At 71.6% G+C, this 18993-nt stretch carries 12 protein-coding genes; 6 read left to right on the top strand and 6 right to left on the bottom strand.

Annotated features, from left to right (window positions below):
• Positions 1 to 37 precede the first annotated feature (37 nt).
• The 6 genes from ACZ6R6_RS01900 to ACZ6R6_RS01875 all read right to left on the bottom strand — a co-directional run bounded on the left by ACZ6R6_RS01900 (position 38) and on the right by ACZ6R6_RS01875 (position 11980).
• Complete coding sequence (locus ACZ6R6_RS01900; RefSeq protein ID WP_306857180.1) at positions 38 to 292, bottom strand: acyl carrier protein; 255 nt, start codon at positions 290 to 292, stop codon at positions 38 to 40.
• Positions 293 to 391: 99 nt separating this feature from the next.
• On the bottom strand, positions 392 to 1642 hold the full coding sequence (gene fabF / locus ACZ6R6_RS01895) for a beta-ketoacyl-ACP synthase II (protein WP_470089365.1): 1251 nt from the start codon (positions 1640 to 1642) through the stop codon (positions 392 to 394).
• On the bottom strand, positions 1639 to 3333 hold the full coding sequence (locus ACZ6R6_RS01890; RefSeq protein ID WP_470089363.1) for a thiamine pyrophosphate-binding protein: 1695 nt from the start codon (positions 3331 to 3333) through the stop codon (positions 1639 to 1641). The genes fabF and ACZ6R6_RS01890 overlap by 4 nt, the downstream gene beginning before the upstream one ends.
• Entirely contained in the window at positions 3330 to 6020 is a 2691-nt protein-coding gene (locus ACZ6R6_RS01885; RefSeq protein ID WP_470089361.1) for an aldehyde dehydrogenase family protein, read from the bottom strand. The genes ACZ6R6_RS01890 and ACZ6R6_RS01885 overlap by 4 nt, the downstream gene beginning before the upstream one ends.
• Before the next feature lie 79 nt (positions 6021 to 6099).
• Positions 6100 to 10629: an aminotransferase class I/II-fold pyridoxal phosphate-dependent enzyme gene (locus tag ACZ6R6_RS01880; RefSeq protein ID WP_470089360.1), complete on the bottom strand. Its 4530-nt coding sequence runs from the start codon at positions 10627 to 10629 to the stop codon at positions 6100 to 6102.
• Positions 10630 to 10684: 55 nt separating this feature from the next.
• Complete coding sequence (locus ACZ6R6_RS01875) at positions 10685 to 11980, bottom strand: MFS transporter (RefSeq protein ID WP_470089358.1); 1296 nt, start codon at positions 11978 to 11980, stop codon at positions 10685 to 10687.
• A gap of 152 nt (positions 11981 to 12132) precedes the next feature.
• Between ACZ6R6_RS01875 and ACZ6R6_RS01870 the strand changes: the two genes are divergently transcribed.
• The 6 genes from ACZ6R6_RS01870 to ACZ6R6_RS01845 are packed head-to-tail and all read left to right on the top strand — an operon-like array spanning position 12133 to position 18884.
• The gene (locus tag ACZ6R6_RS01870; protein WP_470089356.1) at positions 12133 to 13923 is read left to right on the top strand and encodes an NAD(P)/FAD-dependent oxidoreductase; all 1791 of its coding nucleotides are present in this window, start codon (positions 12133 to 12135) and stop codon (positions 13921 to 13923) included.
• A gap of 14 nt (positions 13924 to 13937) precedes the next feature.
• Entirely contained in the window at positions 13938 to 14705 is a 768-nt protein-coding gene (gene fabI / locus ACZ6R6_RS01865) for an enoyl-ACP reductase FabI (protein WP_470089355.1), read from the top strand.
• A complete protein-coding gene (locus tag ACZ6R6_RS01860) occupies positions 14698 to 15447 on the top strand; it encodes a hypothetical protein (RefSeq protein ID WP_470089353.1) in 750 nt (249 codons plus the stop codon). The genes fabI and ACZ6R6_RS01860 overlap by 8 nt, the downstream gene beginning before the upstream one ends.
• Complete coding sequence (locus tag ACZ6R6_RS01855) at positions 15444 to 16871, top strand: acyl-CoA carboxylase subunit beta (RefSeq protein WP_470089351.1); 1428 nt, start codon at positions 15444 to 15446, stop codon at positions 16869 to 16871. Before ACZ6R6_RS01860 ends, ACZ6R6_RS01855 begins: the two co-directional genes overlap by 4 nt.
• 16 nt (positions 16872 to 16887) lie before the next feature.
• The gene (gene gntA, locus ACZ6R6_RS01850; RefSeq protein ID WP_470089349.1) at positions 16888 to 17532 is read left to right on the top strand and encodes a guanitoxin biosynthesis heme-dependent pre-guanitoxin N-hydroxylase GntA; all 645 of its coding nucleotides are present in this window, start codon (positions 16888 to 16890) and stop codon (positions 17530 to 17532) included.
• 11 nt (positions 17533 to 17543) lie between these two features.
• Positions 17544 to 18884, top strand: a complete 1341-nt coding sequence (locus ACZ6R6_RS01845; protein ID WP_470089516.1) for a cation:proton antiporter — start codon at positions 17544 to 17546, stop codon at positions 18882 to 18884.
• Positions 18885 to 18993: the final 109 nt, after the last annotated feature.

Here is an 18993-nt window from a genome sequence, read left to right as displayed (position 1 = left end):
GGGGACGGCCGGAGCGGCCGTCCCCGCCACGACCGGCTCAGGCCACGCCCACCGAGCTGTTGCGCTCGATGTGGTCGATGACGGCTGCGACGGTCTCCAGCTCGCCGGCGATCTCGTCGGGGGTGGCCACGCCGAACTTCTCCTCGACGGCGACCATAATCTCCACCATCGACAGCGAGTCGATGTCCAGGTCGTCGCGGAGGTGCCGGTCGAGCTGCACCTCGTTGACCGGCAGGCCGACGACCTCGTTGACGATCTCGGCCAGCTCTGCCAGAAGTCGTTCCTTGCTCATCTCGTTCTCCTCGGTTGTCGCCGCCGTCCGGGCGGCATGGTTGCCGTTACGTTGTGATCTGGTCGGTGATGCGGTTGCGGTGCGGGCGGATGGTCCGGGTCAGTGCTCGAAACGCCGCACGACGAGGGTCGCGTTGTGCCCGGCGAAGCCGAACGAGTTGCTCATCGCCACCCTGACGTCGTGCTCCTGCGGCCGGTGCGGCACGAAGTTCAGCCCGGCGTCCTCGGGGTCGTCGCAGTTGATGGTCGGCGGCACGATGCCGGTGAGCAGGGCCTGCACCGTCGCGATGAGCTCGACGGCGCCGGCCGCACCGATCATGTGCCCTGTCATGGACTTCACCCCGGTGATGGGGATGTTGGGGGCGTGGTCGCCGAACACCCTGCGGATGGCGGCGGCCTCGGTCCGGTCGTTGAGCACGGTGCTGGTGCCGTGCGCGTTGATGTGGTCGATCTCGGAGGCGGCCACGCTGGCGTCGTCCAGCGCGAGCTGCATGGCCCGGCGGGCGCCGAGCCCCTCCGGGTGCGGCGCGGTCGGGTGGTAGGCGTCGCTGGTCGCCCCGTACCCCACGACCTCGGCGAGGATCGGGGCGCCGCGGCGCTCGGCGGAGCGGGCGTCCTCCAGCACCAGGACCCCGGCGCCGGCGGCCATGACGAACCCGTCCCGGTCCTTGTCGAAGGGACGGCTGGCCCGCTGCGGGTCGTCGTTGCGGCGCGACAGCGCCCTGGACATCGCGGTCGAGCCGATGTCGAAGGAGGTGATGGAGTTGTCGGCGCCGCCGGCGATGACCGCGTCCACGTCACCGCGCTGGATCATCCGCATCGCCTCCCCCACCGCCGAGGTCCCCGACGCGCAGGCCGTGCTCACCGCGCCGGAGGGTCCGGTGGCGCCCACCTTGAGGGCGATCTCACCGGCGGCGCAGTCGATCGAGGTGGCCGCCGACAGCCACGGCGCCAGGGCGCGGTGGCCGCGCTCGTCGAGCGTCAGCGTGCCGGACTGCACCAGCGCGGTGGGACCGTACCCGGAGCCGATGAGCACCCCGACCCGGTGGGTGTTGGCGTCGTCGATGACCAGCTTGGAGTCCTCGATCGCCTGCATCGCCGCCGCGACGGCGAACTGGGCGTACTTGTCGATCCTGCGGCTGACCGTGCGGGGCATGTACTCCAGGGGGTCGAACCCGGTCACCTCTCCGGCGATCTTCACCGGGAGGTCGGTCGTGTCGAAGGAGGTGATCGGCCCCACGCCGCTCCGGCCCGCCAGCAGCGCGTCCCAGAAGTTCTGGACGCTCAGCCCGACCGGCGAGATGACGCCCTGTCCCGTGATGACGACACGCCGCTGTCCGTACGTTCTCATGAGTGCTGTCCCTCCATTTCCGTGAGGTCGGCCGGCACGTCCTCCAGCCGCACCGGTATCCAGACGACGGCCACGCGGCCGGCGGCGCTCTCCTGCGCCGCCTGCCACAGCTCCTTCTTCAGCCCCACCCGGTCGTCCACGACCGCGTGGTACGGCCCGGGCCGACCGTCACCGGCCGCGGTGGGCTCCCGCACGAACCGGAAGCGCGAGCTCCCGGCTCCCCCCTTGTCGAGCTGGGCCTGCAGCCAGCCGTAGCCGCCGTTGTCCAGCACGATGTACAGCACCCCGATCCCCTCGTCGACCAGGACGTCGAGGTCGGCGCCGAGCTTGCCGAAGGCGCCGTCCCCGACGAAGGCGGCCACCGCGTGGTCCGGGGCGGCGAGCTTCACCCCCGCCGCGGCGACGGCGCCGAAGCCGAGGCTGGTCTGCTCCGAGGGCACGATGGAGTCGGCCGAGGCGCCACAGCTCCAGAAGGGGTAGAAGTAGGACCACATGTCCTGCAGGCCGTTCTCCTGCACCAGGATCCGCTTGGCCGGCAGCACCTCGTCGAGGACGTGCAGGACCTCGGCGATGTGGATCCCGGGCAGCTCGGCCACCCGCCGCCGCTCGGCGGCCACCCGTCCGGCCGACCGGCTGTGGCAGCTCCGCACGGAGTCGGCCCACTCCGGATCGGCCCCGTTGCCCTCCTCGGCGAGACCTGCCAGCCAGGTCCGTACGGCCGCGCCGCCGTCGCCGATGACCACCGGTCCGCCCCATTCGGCCGACACCTCGGCCGGTTCGAGGTTGACCTGCAGCACGTCGGTGCCGGGGCCGGCGAAGCCGGGCCGGTAGGTGGCCGTCTCCTCCAGCCTGCTGCCGAGGGCCACCACCAGGTCGGTCCCGGCCCACAGCGGATGCGACTCCTCGGGGGCGTAGAGGCCCGCCAGGCCGCAGAAGAGCGGGTGGTCCTCGTCGACGCTCCCCCGGCCGGTCGCGGTGACGAAGATCGCCGCGCCGAGCCGTTCGGCGAGCCGCTCCACCTGGCCGTCGGCGTTGCGGTGCCGCATCCCGCCGCCGACCAGCAGGACGGGGCGGCGGCTGGCGCGCAGCGCCGCCAGCGAGGTCTCCAGCGCCGGCCCGTCCGGCGTGGGGCGGTGCGTCCGCGGCAGCCGCCACGGACGGCCGCGGACCACCTCGGCCTCCAGCAGGTCGGCGGAGAACTCAAGGTAGACGGGGCCCGGCGCGCCGTTGGCGGCGACCAGGAAGGCGCGCTCGATGGCGGGCACGACCCGGTCGGGGTGGTCGACCCGGTGCGCCCACTTGACCACGGGCGACAGCATCGCCATCTGGTCCAGCTCCTGGAAGGCCCCCGAGCCCCGCGCGCTGGCGGAGGTGCCGGAGGCCAGCACGACCATCGGCGCCCCGGAGCAGCGGGCCTCGACCAGGCCGCCCACGACGTTGGCGGCCGCGGGGCCCTTGCCGATGACGCACACCGCGGTCTGTCCCGACCTGAGCGCGTGACCGGCCGCCATGAAGGCCGCGGCGCGCTGGTCGCGGCAGAGCACCATCCTGACGTCGGTGGGTTCGAGCGCCTTCAGCGGGACGAGGTCGTCGTCGGGCAGTCCGAAGACCGTCTCGACGCCGCTCGCCCGGAGGAAGTCGACGGCCGCGTGCCACGCGCTCGCGTAGCCGGCGCTGTCGGTGAGGGTCATCGGCTGCCCACCGCCTCGGCCTTGTCCGAGGCGAACTCGGCGACGATCTGGGAGATGAGCAGCGGCTTGGCCGTCCGCTCCTTGCGGTGGCTGACGTAGTTGGCCATGATCCCGAAGCCGCCGAAGGGCTGGTTGCCGTCGTCGATGTCCAGCAGGGTCTCGTCGACGGCCACCATGTGCCGCTTGCGCAGGTGCTCGACGAGCTCGGCGGCGTCGCCGTACACCATCGCCCCCATGGCCCGGTCCTGGTAGTAGCCCGTCGACAGGCGCTCGTAGACCTGCTTGAGGTCGGTGTAGGTGACGATGTTGAAGATGGGGGAGAAGATCTCGCTGAGCGCCATCTTCTCCTTCACCGACCGCAGCAGCACCGTCGGCTGGATCTGGCGGGTGCGGAAGTCGATCTGGCCGCCGTAGATGATGTGGCTGTCGTTGTCCCGGAGGAACTCGGCCGCCTCGACGATCGCGCTCGGGTAGCACATCGGCCCGTAGTCCGCCTCCGGGTCGTCGTACTCGCCGAAGGTCATCGCCGACAGCCGCTTGACGAGCGCCTCGACGAACCTGGGGGCGTCGGACTCGGGGACGAAGAAGACGTCGGGCCCGAAGCAGTCCTGCCCGGAGTTGAGCATCCGGATGCGGATGGCGTCCTCGGAGGCCAGGTCGACGTCGGCCCCGGGGGTCAGGATGAACGGGTTGGCGCCCTGCCCGAACAGGATGAAGATCTGCTCCGGCGACAGGTCCGCGCGGATGGTCTCGGCGTTCTGGTAGGTGCCGGTGAAGACCACGACGTCGGCCTCGCTCACCGGGCCCTCCCGGAACTTCCGCTGGCTCAGCGAGGTCATCTCGACCGGGATCCCGTGCACCGGCGCCAGCAGCTCGTGCAGCCGCCAGGTCTGGTCGGCTACCTGGGTGGAGGGCCGCACCACGATGCTCTCGGTGAACAGCGCCGGCACCATCAGATACAGCACGTAGGACGACAGCAGCACGTTGGAGGACATGAAGACCGCCATCTTGTCCACCTTGGACGGCCCGTTGCGGACGACCTCCTCGACCGCGCCGGCGATCGTGTGCAGCGCCGCGTCGATCTCCATCTCCACCGACTTGTAGTCGGAGATCTCGGTGAGGATCTCGATGACGGCGTCGGCGTCGGTGTGCAGGAAGTCGGCCAGCGCGCGCAGGCCGGCCACCCGCTCGGCGAACGGCACCTTCGCCAGGTCGCCGGGGAGCTCGGCGTCCGCGGGCTCCGGCACGGCCCGGTGCGGCCGTAATCGGGCGGGCCGGTAGACGGCGTTCTCGGCGAGCTTGCGCAGCAGCCTGATGTCGGGCTTGCCGGCGCCGTTGACCGGCAGGGCGGGCAGCACGACGACCTTGTTGGGGTGCTCGTAGGACGGCAGCAGCGAGCAGATGGCGGTGCGCCAGTGCGCCGCCGACGCCTCGTTCGGGTCCTCCACGAAGAAGACCAGCTGGCTGCCCTGCCGCTCGTCCTCGACCCCCACGACCTTCACCGGGCGCCCGCAGAACTCCGCCTTGCGCTGGATGGCCTCGGGGTAGAGGTTGTGTCCCATCCGGTGGACGGCGTACTTGCGGCCCATCACCACGAGGTTGCCGCCCGGCATCCAGTAGCCGAGGTCGTCGGTCGGGTACAGCTCCGTCTCGACCGGCACGATCGTGCCGTCGGCCGCGAGATACCCCTCCATCATGCTCGGCGACGACACGAAGATCTCACCGACCTTGCCGGTCTCCACCGGCTCCCCGTCGGCGCCCAGGACGCGCACGTCCACGTCGGTGAGCGGCCGCCCGCACGCCACCGGGTTGGCGAGGTTGGCCAGGGCGATGTTGCCGGCCTCGTTGCTGCCGTAGCCGTCGAGCAGCGGGCGGCTGAAGGTGCGCTCGAACCGTTCGGCCAGCGACGCGGGCAGCGGCGCCCCGCCGGTGCAGAACATGCGCACGGTGCTCAGCTCGCGCAGGGTCCCCGGCCTCCGCTGGGCCAGGGCGTGCAGGCCGTGGTAGGTCGACGGCGTGGCGTCGATCACCGTGACGCCGGCGATGGCGGCCAGCCGCACGGCCAGGTCGAGCCGGTCCCGCGGCGCGATCACCAGGGAGCAGCCGACCGTCCACTGCAGGATCGCGAGCGTCAGCCCGTAGAAGTGGGAGAAGGGCAGCAGCGGCAGCAGCACGTCCTCCGGGCGGTAGCCCATGCGCTCCCGGGTGCGCTGCAGGTCGTTGAGGAAGGCCCGGCCCGAGCGCACGACGCCCTTGGCGGAGCCGGTCGACCCCGAGGACCAGGTGATCAGCGCGTCGGTGCGGGCGTGCCAGGCCGACAGGGAGAGGAACTCCGCCCCCACCTCGCGGCGGCGCGCCTCCTCGGCCAGCGAGTGGATCGCCAGCGTGTCGGTGCCGGCGACGAGGTCGCTGAGGTCGGTGAGGTCGGCGCTGTCGGTGATGAGCAGGCGGGCCCCGGAGACCGAGCTCGTCCTGCGCCGTTCAGCCGCCGTCTCGCGGTGGTCGACCAGCACGATCGACGTGTCCAGGTGCATCAGGGCCAGCAGCACCGCGACGTACTCGGCGGAGTTGTCAGCGCTGATCATTACGCGGTCGCCGGCGGTCACCGAGTGTTCGCTCAGGACCGCGGCCATTCCGAGGGCCAGCTCCTCGATCTCGATCGAGGTGTAGGTAGCGGTGGAAGTCACGATTTTTCCGGTCGCCCAGTCCAATGTCTCATCCATTCGTTGCGAGCAGTCAGGGGTTCTTCTCAGCTCGGCAGGCTTCTCAGCTCGACAGGCTTCTCAGCTCCTCGGCGAGGACGCCGATGGTGTGTTCGATCTGCTGCGGGGTGTGCTCGGAGGTGACGAAGAACCGGAGACGGACCAGCTCCTCGGGCACCGCGGGATAGAGGATGGGGTTGGCGCTGATGCCCCGGTCGAAGAGCCTGTTGGCCAGCGCCAGGCACTGCTGGGAGTCGCCGACGATGCACGGGACGACCGGCGAGTCGGCGCTCACGCCGGTGTCGACGCCGGCCTCCTTGGCCAGCCGCAGGAACAGCTCGGAGTTGCTCCGCAGCCGCTCCAGGCGCTCCGGCTCCTCGCGCATCACCTGCAGGGCGGCGAGGGCGGCGGCCGCGTTGGGCGGGGTCATCCCCACGCTGTAGACGAAGCCGGGGACGGTGTACTTCAGGTAGTCGACGAGGTCGCGGGAGCCGGCGACGTAGCCGCCGCAGCTCGCCCCGGCCTTGGACAGGGTGCCCGACCACAGCTCCACCTGGGAGCGGTCGATGTCGAAGTAGTCGCCGACGCCGCCGCCGGACTTGCCGACCGTCCCGAGGCTGTGGGCCTCGTCGATGAGGAGGACGGCCCCGTGGCGGTTCTTGGTCTCGATGATGGCCGGCAGGTCGGCGATGTCGCCGTCCATGCTGTAGACCCCTTCGATGATGACCAGCGCCCTGCGGTACAGGTGGCGGTGGCGTCTGAGCACCTCCTCCAGCGCGGCCGGGTCGTTGTGCGCGAAGGGCCGGCGGGTGGCGCCGGACAGGTGGCACCCCTGCAGGATGCTGTCGTGGGCCAGCTCGTCGTGGACGATGAGGTCGCCCGCCCCGACGAGGTGCCCGATGACGGAGACGTTGGTGGCGTGCCCGCTGACCATGACCACCGCGTCCTCGGTGCCCAGCAGGGCGGCCAGCTCGGCTTCGAGCTCGTGGTGGATCGGCCGGTTGCCGGACAGGAAGCGGCTGGCCGAGACCGAGGTGCCGTAGCGTTCGACGGCCTCGCGGACCGCGGCGTTGACCTTCGGGTGCCCGGAGAGGCCGAGGTAGTTGTAGCTGGAGAAGCTGATCAGCTCCTTGCCCTCCACCACGGTCGTCGAGCTGATGTTGGCCTGGTGGTCGATGAAGTAGGGGTTGCGGCCGATCCCCTTCATGAACTCCCGGTGCTCGACGAGGTCGGCCCAGCCCTCGATGCCCGTCTCCATCGCGACCCGCTGCCGCGGCACCGCCGCGTCGGGGACCGCGGCGGTGACCGCGACGGGGGCGACGTCCGGGACGGGGGCGGCGGGGACCTCGGGGGCCACGCCGATCCGCGCGGCTACGGCGGCGACCACCTCGTCGATGGCCGGCCGCTTGGCCAGGCCGGTCAGGCCGCCGGCCAGCGCGGGCCAGACACCCTGGAGCGAGGTCCGCAGCTCCGTGATCATCAGCGAGTCGAAACCGAGCTCCTCGACCAGGAGGGTCCGGCCGGTCAGCTGCTCGATCGGGAACGCGCCGATCCTGGCGATCTGCTCGCAGACCCGGTCCCGGACGGCGGCGGACCCGCCGGGCGGCGCCGCGGCCGGGACCGCCTGCGGGGCCTGGGCCGGTACGGCCCGCTGGGCCTGCTGGGCGAGGAGCGCCTCGCCGGCGGCCGGCGGCAGGCCGGCTCCGGCCCCCGCTCCGGCCCCGGCGGCGCGCAGCAGGGCGATCTGCTCACGGAAAAGGCTGACGATCTCGCTCACATGACTCTCCTCCGCTGTGGACGGGTATGCGGGACCCGGCTGCGCGGCGGGCGCGGCCGGCCCCGGCTGGGCGGCGGATACGGGCACCGCGGGCCCGGGCCGTACGGCCTGCGCCGCGGCCGCCGGCCGTGCGGCCGGCATCGGGAAGGGGGGCAGCGCGTGGACCTTGCGCAGCAGCGGCGAGGGCGGCAGGTCCACGACCGTCCGGCGGCTGTCGTCGGGCGGCGTCACCGGCACCCCGAGCACCGCGAGCTGGCCCAGCCCGCTCAGGAAGCTGCGGCCGCCGTCGGGGGTGTCGCCGGACAGCGCGACGTAGTGGCAGCCGTTCTGGTCGCCCAGGGTCCGCCGGGTCATCGCCAGGAGCGAGCGGCCCCCGCTGACCTGGACGAAGATCCGGGCGCCCAGCTCGTGGGCGGCGAGCGTGGCGTCGGCGAAGCGCACCGGCGACGAGGCGTGTCCCTCCCACAGCTCGCGCAGGGCCGCGGGATCCTCGGCGCGCGCGCCGCTGACGCACGAGACGAAGGCCGCGTCCGCGGGGCGGCCGATCTCACGCAGCTCCAGGTCCTTGCGGACGTCGGCGCGGACGCCTTCGAGCAGGGGGGTGTGGAAGGCGTTGGAGACCGCCAGCGGCTGGGCGCTGACGCGCGCCGCCGCGCACCGCTCGGCGAGCGCGGCCAGGCCCTCCGGCATCCCGGCGACGACCGTCTGCCGCGGGTGGTTGAAACACGCGGGCCACACGCCGTCGATCCCCTCCGACAGCTCGGCGGTCGCGGCGGCGTCGGCCTGGACGACGAGCATCCCGCCGCCCTCGCCGGTCTCCGCCCGCCGCATGACGGCGCCGCGGCCGCCCATGATGCGGACCGCCTCGGCCTCGTCCATCGCCCCGGCGGCCGCGGCGGCGGGGAACTCCCCGACGCTGTGCCCGAGCGTCACCGACGGCGTGACCCCGCAGGAGCGCGCCAGGTGGGCGGCCGCGAGGCCGAGCACCCCCAGCAGGGGCTGGCACACGTCGGTGCCCCTCATCCGCTCCCGGCCCGCCTCACTGTCGGCACCCTCCCCGTAGACGCTGTCCAGGACGTCGACGCCGAAGTTCTCCCTGGCCACCGCGTCGAGCGCGCCGGCCACCTCGCGGAAGCGGCCGAAGCGCTCGTACAGGTCCGCCAGGAGGTGGGGCCGCTGGCTGCCCTGACCGGGGAACAGGAACGCCACCGAGCGCTGCTTGGCGTCGACGGGGGCGTCGGCGGCGTACACGCCGTCGCCCAGCGAGCCGGTCCGCCCCTCCCGCAGCGCCGTACCCGCCGAGCGCAGCAGCCGGACGAGCTCGTCCCGGTCGGCCGCCACGACCGCCAGCCGCGCCTTGAGCAGCTCGCGCCCGGCGAGCGTGGCGGCGATCGACGCCTGCGACAGCCCGGGGTCGGCGGCGAGGTGGTCGAGGAACCGGTCGAGATAGTCGGCCAGCAGCTCCGCCGAGCCGGCGGAGAACAGGAACAGCTCGGCGCGGGGCGGCTCCGGCTGCCCGGCCGGCTCGGGGCCGGCCGGGGCCTCCTCCAGCACGACGTGCACGTTGGTCCCGCCGAAGGCGAAGGAGTTGATGCCCGCGCGGCGGACGGCGGAGCCGGTCCGCGGCCAGGGGATGTTGGCGTCCGGGATCCGCAGGGCGGCGGCCGCCGGGTCCGCCTCCGGGCCCGGCAGGGTCTCCGGCTGGCGGGGGATCACCGAGTGGTGCAGGGAGAGCGCCGTCTTGATCAGGGACGCCATGCCGGAGGCGGTGAGGGAGTGGCCGATCAGCGCCTTGACCGATCCCAGGTAGGCGGGCTCGGGCGCCGCGCCGGACTCGTTCCGGACCCGCTGCAGCGACTCCAGCTCCACCCGGTCGCCGACCGTGGTGGCGGTGCCGTGGGCTTCGATGAAGCCCACGGAGCCGGGGTCGACGCCGGCGTCGGCGTAGGCCCGGCGCAGTGACAGGCGCTGGCCCTTCGACCGCGGCGTCATCGGCCCGTCGGTGGTGCCGTCGTTGGAGCAGCCGATGCCGCGGATCACCGCGTAGACGCGGTCGCCGGCGGCCAGCGCCGCCTCCAGCGGGCGCAGGACCACCACGCCGACCCCCTCGCCGAGCACGAAGCCGTCGGCGCGGTGGTCGAAGGGCCTGCACACGCCGCTGGGCGAGACCGCGCCCACCTTGGAGAAGCCGATCAGGCTGTGCGGGATGAGGTTGACGTAGGCTCCTCCGACGAGCGCCTCGGCGCACACCCCGGTGCGGAGCGCGACGACGGCCTCGTGCAGCGCGACCAGTCCCGACGAGCAGGAGGAGTCCACCGTGAAGCTGGGTCCGCCGAGGTCGTAGAACTGGCTGACGTTGGTGGCCGCCATGTTGAGCTGCTCGCCCGGGATCGACCAGGGCTCCATGTCCATGGGGTCGGGCGTGAGATACATGAAGTCGGCGGTGCTCATCGCGAAGTAGACGCCCGTGTTCTCACGGTCGAACGGGCGCCGCTCCCAACCCGCGTCCTGGACGGCCTCGCGGGCGACGTCGAGCAGGAGCCGCTGCTGCGGGTCCATCGTCCGCACCCGCCGCGGCGGCATCCGGAAGTAGGCGGCGTCGAAGCGGTCGATGCCCTCCAGGTAGGACACCTGGTCGGTGTAGGCCTTCCGCGCCGCCCTGCGGTCGGCGGGGTCGTGGAAAACCTTGTGCTCCCAGCGCTCCGCCGGCACCGAATGAAATCGGTGCTCGCCGCCGAGCAGGATTCCCAGATATTCGTTCAGATTTCCTGCGCCGGGGAAACGGCATCCCATGCCGACTATCGCGATATCACGCATCGTGTCCCTACTTCGCGTTGGCGCTTCGCCGCATTTACAAGTCATCGCTTCCGAATTAAGCATCGCACCGGTCGGGCTTTTTTCCACCGAGGGAATTACCGAAGTCCTTGGGACTGCGGTCCCGCCCGGCGTGGTCGTCGTTCCGCGATTTCGCGAGCACGGCCTCGGCGCGCCGCACGCCCTGCCCGGACCGCACGTACAGCGCCGCCATCACGAGCGCCACGGCCCCCGCCGCGGCGGTGACCCGGAAGGCGTGGTGCCCGTCGAGGGCGTCCGTCACCTGGCCGGAGAGCGACACACCGGCCGCCAGGCCGATCACCAGGGCGCTCTGCACCCAGGCGAACCCCTCGCTGCTGCGGGCCGCGGGCACCAGCGTCTCCACGATCTCGTACATGACGATCAGCGTCGGGGCGATGGCCGCGCCGGCGACGAAGGCGCTGAGGGCCATCAGCGGCAGGCCGGTGGTGACGACGAGCGGCAGCAGGCCGACGGCCAGACACGCCGAACAGGCCAGGAACCGCTGGGCCAGCGGTGCCGTCCACTGCCGCGAGCCGTACAGCAGGCCGGTGACGAGGCTGCCGACCGACAGCGCGGCGACGAACGGGCCGGCGAGCGCGGGGCGGCCGAGATCCTCGGTGAAGGCGACCATGGAGATCTCCACCGAGCCGAGGATGACGCCCAGCGCGAGCCCGAACACCAGCACCAGGCGCAGGCCGGAGACCCTCAGGAGGGACGGCTCGCGGTGGTGCTCGGTGGCGAGCGGCGGCTCGGTGCGCCGCATGGCGGCGTAGGCCAGCCCGCCGGCCACCGTCAGGACCAGGCCCGCGACGAAGCCCGCCGCCGGGTGGAGCGCCGCGGCGAGCATGGTGGCGAGCACCGGGCCGACGATGTAGATCACCTCGTCGATGGCCCCCTCGACGGAGAAGGCCGTCTTCAGTTGCGGGGTCCCGCCCACCAGCGCCGTCCACCGGGCGCGGACCATCGGGCCCAGCGGGGGGAAGGCCAGGCCCGCGCAGACCGCCGACAGGAACAGCAGCCAGACCGCGCCCGTCGCGACGCCGGCCATGATGCCGGCCAGCCCGAGCGCGTGCAGCAGCACGACCGGTCGCAGGACCCGTCCCTGCCCGTAGCGGTCGCCCAGCCGGCCGATCCGTGGAGCGGCGAACGCCTGGGAGACCAGGATGGTGGCACCCACCGCGCCGGCGAGTGCGTAGGAGCCGGTGGCCGAGGTCACCAGCAGGATCGTCGCGATGCCCAGCATGGACATCTGCATCCGGCCCACGAAGCCCGCCAGTACGAACCGGCGTACGTCAGGCGAGGCGAGCAGTGCCTTGAAATCGTTGTCAGCCACTCGACAACAGTGCATCGCCGTACTTGCCGCGTTAAGACCGTAGCGAATGTCTTCGGTAATCTCCTCGGTTCCGCAACGGCCGGTCGATGACACTCTGGCTTCTGGCGGACATCGTCTCGCCGCTCCCAAACAAACGCGGAAAAGGGGATGCAATGACCGACGCGATAGGCGCCTATTACGACGTCATCATCATGGGCGGCGGACCGGCCGGGTCGACGCTGGGCGCACAATTGGCGCGCACCACCAATTTGAGCACGGCGATTTTCGACAAGGCGCAGTTCCCGCGCGAGCACATCGGCGAGTCGCTCGCGCACCCCACCACGCCCGCGCTGGAGGAGATCGGCGCGCTGGACAAGATGATGTCCAGCGACTTCAAGGTACAGAAGTTCGGCGGCCTCTTCCGATGGAACAAGACGCCCAACGTGGGCTTCTTCGACCACGACTCGTATCTGGAGGACGGGGTGCACCGCTGGGCGGCCCACGTCAACCGCTCCGAGTTCGACCACATGCTGCTGCAGCACGCCGCCGAGTGCGGGGTTTCGGTGTTCGAGGAGACGACGGTCTCGGCCTTCGACCGGCTGGAGGACGGCTGCGAGGTCACGCTCAACGACGGTCGCAAGATCCGCTGCGGCTACTTCGTCGACGCCTCCGGGCGCCGCAACAGCATCGCCTCCAAGAAGAAGCGCAACTACCTGTCGGGCTACAAGAACATCGCGATCTGGCAGCACTACACCGGCGCCCAGCACGCCTACGACATCCCCGAGGACTGGAACATCTTCCGGGAGAAGAGCCTGTCCCCCATCGCCTGCTCGGCCTTCTCCGACGGCTGGTGCTGGTACATCCCGGTCCCGAAGATCATCGACGGTGAGCGCGTGATGACGCACTCCGTCGGGATCGTGACCATCCCCGCGATCCTCAAGGAGCCGGGCAAGGACTTCACCGACCTCGAGCAGTTCACCAAGGCGATCAAGGAGATCCCGCTCGTCGGCGAGCTGGTCAAGAACGGCACGCCGATCTCCGACAAGATGCAGACCGCCACCAACTACTCCATGATCAACGACCAGTTCGCCGACTTCGACGAGCGCTGGATCCTGGTCGGCGACGCCGCCTACTTCGTCGACCCCCTGTTCTCCTCCGGGGTGGCCTTCGCCATGCACCACGGCCTGTCGGCCGCCACCGTGCTCAAGGCGACCTTCGACGACAGCGTCGACGAGCAGCACAAGCGGGACCTGTGGCACGACTACGACATGGAGTGGCACGGCATCGCCGAGTCCTTCTCGCTCTCGATCGACCAGTGGTACCACGCGATCGGCAAGAGCAACCCGGACAGCATCTACTGGCGCACCCGGGGACAGGACGTCACCACGGAGGTCCGCGAGCAGACCTTCCAGATCCTGCTCAGCACGACGATGGAGCCCGACCTGCTGCGGGTGCTGACCAACCCCGACGGCACCCAGGCCGACCTCGACGCCGAGGGCCCGTACATGAAGGCCTACGGCATGGCCGACCCCGGGCGGATCGGCGACGACGACCTCGTCGCCCTGGCTCCCGGCGCGACGATCCGCAAGAGCCTCGGCCTCGACATCCCGGGCTTCAAGGGCTTCGCTCCGCCGCCGCCCTTCGAGCTGTCGCCGGAGGAGCGGGCCGCCCTCACCAAGTACTGGGAGGACCCGGTCAAGAACGGCGACGCGGTGATCTCCCCCCTGTCGCAGCCCCTCCCCTGCCACCGCTACTCGGTCGAGGGCGCCGCCGGCGGCGTCGAGGTGCGCAGCTTCGACGAGGTCGACGGCGGCAAGGTCGTGTGGGACTGCCTGCAGGACGGCGGCATGCGCTACCGCGACCTTCAGGAGAACCTCAACGAGCTCCAGCTCCACCTGGTCAAGCTCCTGTGGCGGACCGGTGTGGTCACCGTGACGCCCGCCTCGTCCACCTCGACCGGCTGAAGGGAAGTGCCGAGATGGGGATACTCACCGGGAAGAACCTGCTCGTCACCGGCGTGCTGACCGAGGCGTCCATCGCGTTCAACGTGGCCAAGGTCGCCCAGGAGCAGGGCGCGAAGGTCGTGCTGACGGGATTCGGCAGGATGAGCCTCGTCCAGCGCACGGCCCGGCGGCTGCCCGACCCCGACACTCCCGTCATCGAGCTCGACGTGACCGACGACAGCCACCTCGCCAGCCTCGCCGAGCGGGTCGGCGAGCACGTCGACCGCCTCGACGGGGTGCTGCACGCGGTGGCCTTCGCCCCGGAGGCCGCGCTGGGCGGCGGCTTCCTGGAGACGTCGTGGCCGGACGTCGCGACGACGTTCCAGGTGTCGACCTACTCCCTCAAATCGCTCAGCGTCGCGTGCGCGCCGCTGATGCCCGCCGGGGGCTCCATCGTGGGCCTGGACTTCGACGCCACCGTCAGCTGGTCCTCCTACGACTGGATGGGCGTGGCGAAGGCGGGACTGGAGTCCTGCTCCCGTTACCTGGCCCGTTACCTCGGGCCGCAGGGCATCCGGGTCAACCTCGTGGCCGCCGGCCCGCTCAGGACACTCGCCGCCCGCGGCATCCCCGGCTTCGCCGGCGTCGAGGCGACCTGGGACGACAGGTCGGCGCTGGGCTGGAAGGCCGACGACTGCGAACCGGTGGCGCGCGCCTGCGTCGCCCTGCTCTCCGACTGGTTCCCGGCGACGACCGGAGAAGTGATTCACGTGGATGGAGGCTTCCATGCAATGGGTGACTGAGAAACGCGCCGCCTACCGGATCGGCGCGGCGGCCGGGCTCGGCGGCGTGACGCTGGCCGTGATCGCCGCGCTGTCGGTGCCGATGACCATGCAGGACCCGTTCGCCGACATCTCCGCGGCCGACTACATGAACGGCATCGTGTCGGCGCCCGCGCTCTGGGTGCTGCTCCACCTCGCCGTCACCGTGGGGACCGCGCTCAAGCTGGTCGGCCTGATCACGATCGGCGAGACCTTCGAGAAGTCCTCGGCCAGGCCGCTGGCGCTGATCGGCAACGGTCTCGCCATCGCCGGCGTGTCACTGCTGATCACCACCTACGCCCGCGACGGATACGTCCACACCTTCATGGCGGAGACCTGGCAGAAGGCCGGCGCCGGCGGCGACGCCTACGAGGCCATCTTCGCCTCCAGCACCCGGACCGCCTACTCCACGGAGATAACCGGGGTGCTGCTGGTGCTGGGCCTGGCGCCCCTGGCGTACGGCGGCGCCATGCTCCTCAGCTCGCTGTACGCCCGCTGGGTCGGCTGGCTCGGCGTCGTCGGCGGCGTGGGCGGCGTGGTGACCGCCGGCTACCTCTACTCCACCGGACTGACCGACCTCGGCTACGGCGTGCTCTACCCGCTGTTCGGCATGGCGATCCCCACGGTCTGGCTGGTCGCCGCGGCCCTGCGGGTCTGGCGCGCCACCGCCACCGTCCCGAGCCCGGCTCCGCAGCCGGTCGCGGCCCAGGGAGCCCTCGGATGACCCTGCTCGACGAGACCCGCGTCCCCAGCACCGCGCCCGCGGCCGGGGACGCGGACCCCAGGGACCCCCATCCGCGCCTGGCGACGTTCTTCGACCCCGGATCGCTGACGCTCCTGGCCCCCGCCGACGGCAGCGGGGTGCTCGCCGGCATCGGCCGGGTGCAGGGCGTCAAGGCGGTGGCCTTCGCCAGCGATCCCCGCGTACAGGGCGGCGCGATGGGCTCGGCGGGCTGCGAGCACATCGTCCGCGCCTACGACACCGCGGTGCACGGCCGCCTGCCGATCATCGGGCTCTGGCACTCCGGCGGCGCCCGGCTGGCCGAGGGCGTGGCCTCGCTCCACGCGGTGGGCCGCGTCTTCGCGGCCATGACCCGCGCCTCCGGCGTCGTGCCGCAGATCTCCGTCGTGTTCGGCCCCGCCGCGGGCGGGGCCGCCTACGGCCCCGCGCTGACCGACATCGTGATCATGTCCGCCCAGGGCCGCATCTTCGTCACCGGGCCCGACGTGGTGCGCAGCGTCACCGGCGAGGACGTCGACATGGCCACGCTGGGCGGGCCCGACCCGCACAGCCGCAAGAGCGGCGTCGTGCACGTGGTCACCAAGACCGACGAGGAGGCGTTCGCCAGAGCCCGGACCCTCACCGGGCTGCTGGGCGAGCAGGGCGGCGTGCCCGGCGAGGTCGCCGAGATCGACTTCTCGACGCTGCTGCCGGACAACCCCAAGCGGGCCTACTCCGTGCAGCCGGTCGTCGACGGGCTCCTCGACGAGCGTGGCGTGGAGCTGCACGCCAAGTGGGCGCCGAACATCGTGACCACGCTGGGCAGGCTCGGCGGGCGGACCGTCGGGGTCATCGCCAACAACCCCATGCGGCTCGGCGGCTGCCTCAACGCCATCTCGGCGGAGAAGGCCGCCCGCTTCGTGCGGATGTGCGATGCGTTCGGAGTCCCCCTCGTCGTCATCGTGGACGTCCCCGGCTACCTGCCCGGGGTGAGCCAGGAGTGGGACGGCGTCGTACGGCGCGGCGCCAAACTGCTCCACGCCTTCGCCGAGGCGTCGGTCCCCCGGGTCACCCTGGTCACGCGCAAGGCGTACGGCGGCGCCTACATCGCGATGAACTCCCGCGCGCTCGGCGCGACCCGCGTCTTCGCCTGGCCGACCACCGAGGTGGCCGTGATGGGCACGGTCGCGGCCGTGCGCATCCTGCACCGCCGCCGCCTCGCCGCCTGCTCCTCCCCCGAGGAGCAGGCGGCCCTGGAGGAGGAGCTGGCCGTACAGCACGACGAGATCGCCGGCGGCCTCGGACGCGCCGTCGAGCTCGGTGTCGTCGACGAGGTCATCGCCACCCACGAGACCCGGGGTGCGATCGCGCGGGCCATCGCCTGCGCCCCGCCCACGCGGGGCAGCCACGGCAACATCCCCCTCTGATCTTGGAGCTACCGGCATGGATGACGACGTCTTCGACGCTCTGGCCAAGTTCATCGAGCAGAGCGACTTCGTCTGTCTCGGGGCGCGTGCGGCGTTGCGCAAGAAATCCATCGTGCACCACCACTATCCGGAGCTGGGCGCCGAGGAGTCGGTCCTGGCCCACCACCGCGACCTCCTCACCTTCCTGAAGACCTTCGAGCCGTCCGCACGCAGCTTCACCTCCTTCGTCGCCACCTTCGAGGGACCGCTCCACCTCACGGAGCAGGAGTACGAGGACCGGGTCTGGCGCCACCTGCAGGCCATGCACGACGAGGACAGCAAGAATTACAAATGGAATGACAAATACGACTCGGACCCCGCGTCAGCCGACTTCGCGTTCTCCGTCGGCTCGCACCCGTTCTTCGTCGTAGGACTGCACAACGGCGCCTCCCGGCCCAGCCGGCGATTCGAGAAACCGGCCCTGGTTTTCAATTCGCATATACAGTTCAACGCCCTGGGGATCAAGTTCTTCAAACTCCGCGGCAAGATACGTGCCCGTGAGCGTTCGTTCCACGGATCCGCCAACCCCAGTTTCACCACTTACAGAGAGGAGGCACGACACTACGGCGGCAGGTTCACCGAACCGGAGTGGAAGTGCCCGTTCTCGCCGAACGGAGAATGACGGTCTTGGACGTGGTCGCGCACTTCTTCCTCGGCGTCGTCGTCGTGCTGTCCTGCGCGCACCTGGCCGGCTCGCTGGCCCAGCGTCTGGGGCAGCCCCGGGTGGTCGGCGAGATCTGCGCAGGTCTCGCGCTCGGCCCCTCACTCCTGGGCAACCTCAGCCCCGAGCTCGCGGACCTGCTCCTGCCGCGCGACATCCTGCCGATGATCGACGGGCTCTCCCAGCTCGGCCTGGTGCTGTTCGTGTTCGGCGTCGGCCAGGAGCTGGCCTCCACGCGGCTGCGCGGGACCGCCAGGCAGGGGCTGCTGATCAGCCAGGCGTCGATGGCCGTGCCGTTCGTCGCGGGCGTGCTCGTCGCCATCCCGCTGATCGGCGGCTCCGGCGGGACGGCCGAGCACCCGGCGGCCTCCGTGCTGTTCGTCGGGTGCGCGCTGAGCATCACCGCCTTCCCCGTGCTGGCCCGCCTGCTCAGCGACCTCGGCATCGGCCGCACCCGTCCGGGACAGCTCAGCCTGCTCGCCGCCGCGGTGGGCGACGGGGCCAGCTGGCTGCTGCTGGCCGTCGCCCTGGCGGTGGCCGGCGGCTCGGGGCCCGGCGGCCTGCTGGTGAGCGCGGCCGGCGCGCTCGTCGTCACCATCGCCTTCCTCGGCCCCGTGCGCCTGGGGCTGGCCCGCTGGGCCGACCGGGCCGGGCCGGCGTCCCCGATCTCCGGCGGCGTCCTGCCGGTCGTGGCGGTGGCGGCGACGGCGGCCCTGACCGCGGTGATCGGCATCCACCAGCTCATCGGCGCGCTGCTGGTCGGCATCGCCTGGCCGGCCCACCGCCAGGGGGCCGCGGCGCTCATGGAGACGTCCAAGTCGGTGCTCCTGCCGTTCTTCTTCCTGAGCTTCGGGTTGAGCGTCGACCTCGGCTCGCTCCAGATGGACGGGGCCACCATGGGCGCCCTGGCCGCCCTGCTCACCGCCGCCGTCGTCGGCAAGATCGCCGGACCCGGCCTGTGCGGCCGGCTCACCGGGCTGTCCTGGCGCGAGTCCTTCATCCTGGGCTCCCTGCTGAACACCCGCGGCCTCACCGAACTGGTGGTGATCCAGGTCGGCTACCAGGCCGGGCTCATCGACCAGCGGCTGCTGGCCATCCTGACGGTCGTCGCGCTGGCCACCACCGTCATGACCGCGCCCCTGCTCCGGCTGGCCGGCCTGCGCCCGCCGGGCGCCCGCACCCGGCGGGCGGCCACCGGACCGGCCCCGCCCCCGGCTGGAACGTCCGCCCCCGTGCCCCCCGTCCCAGCCGAAACCCCCCTCCCGGCACCTCCGGTCCCAGCCGAAATGCCCGTACCGGCGCTCCACAACTGAATCTTTCGATACTCAGGCGATCCCCCTGGTTCACATCCGGCGACCTTGGTGAATTTCTATTGTCGCTGGCCCGGAGGACTGACTACCTTCAGATCTGACCGCGATCGGA

The organism is Streptosporangium sp. NPDC048886 (assembly GCF_055586905.1).
The sequence above is the reverse complement of the archived record's forward strand: the minus strand, read 5'-3'. Positions and strand labels throughout refer to the sequence as shown.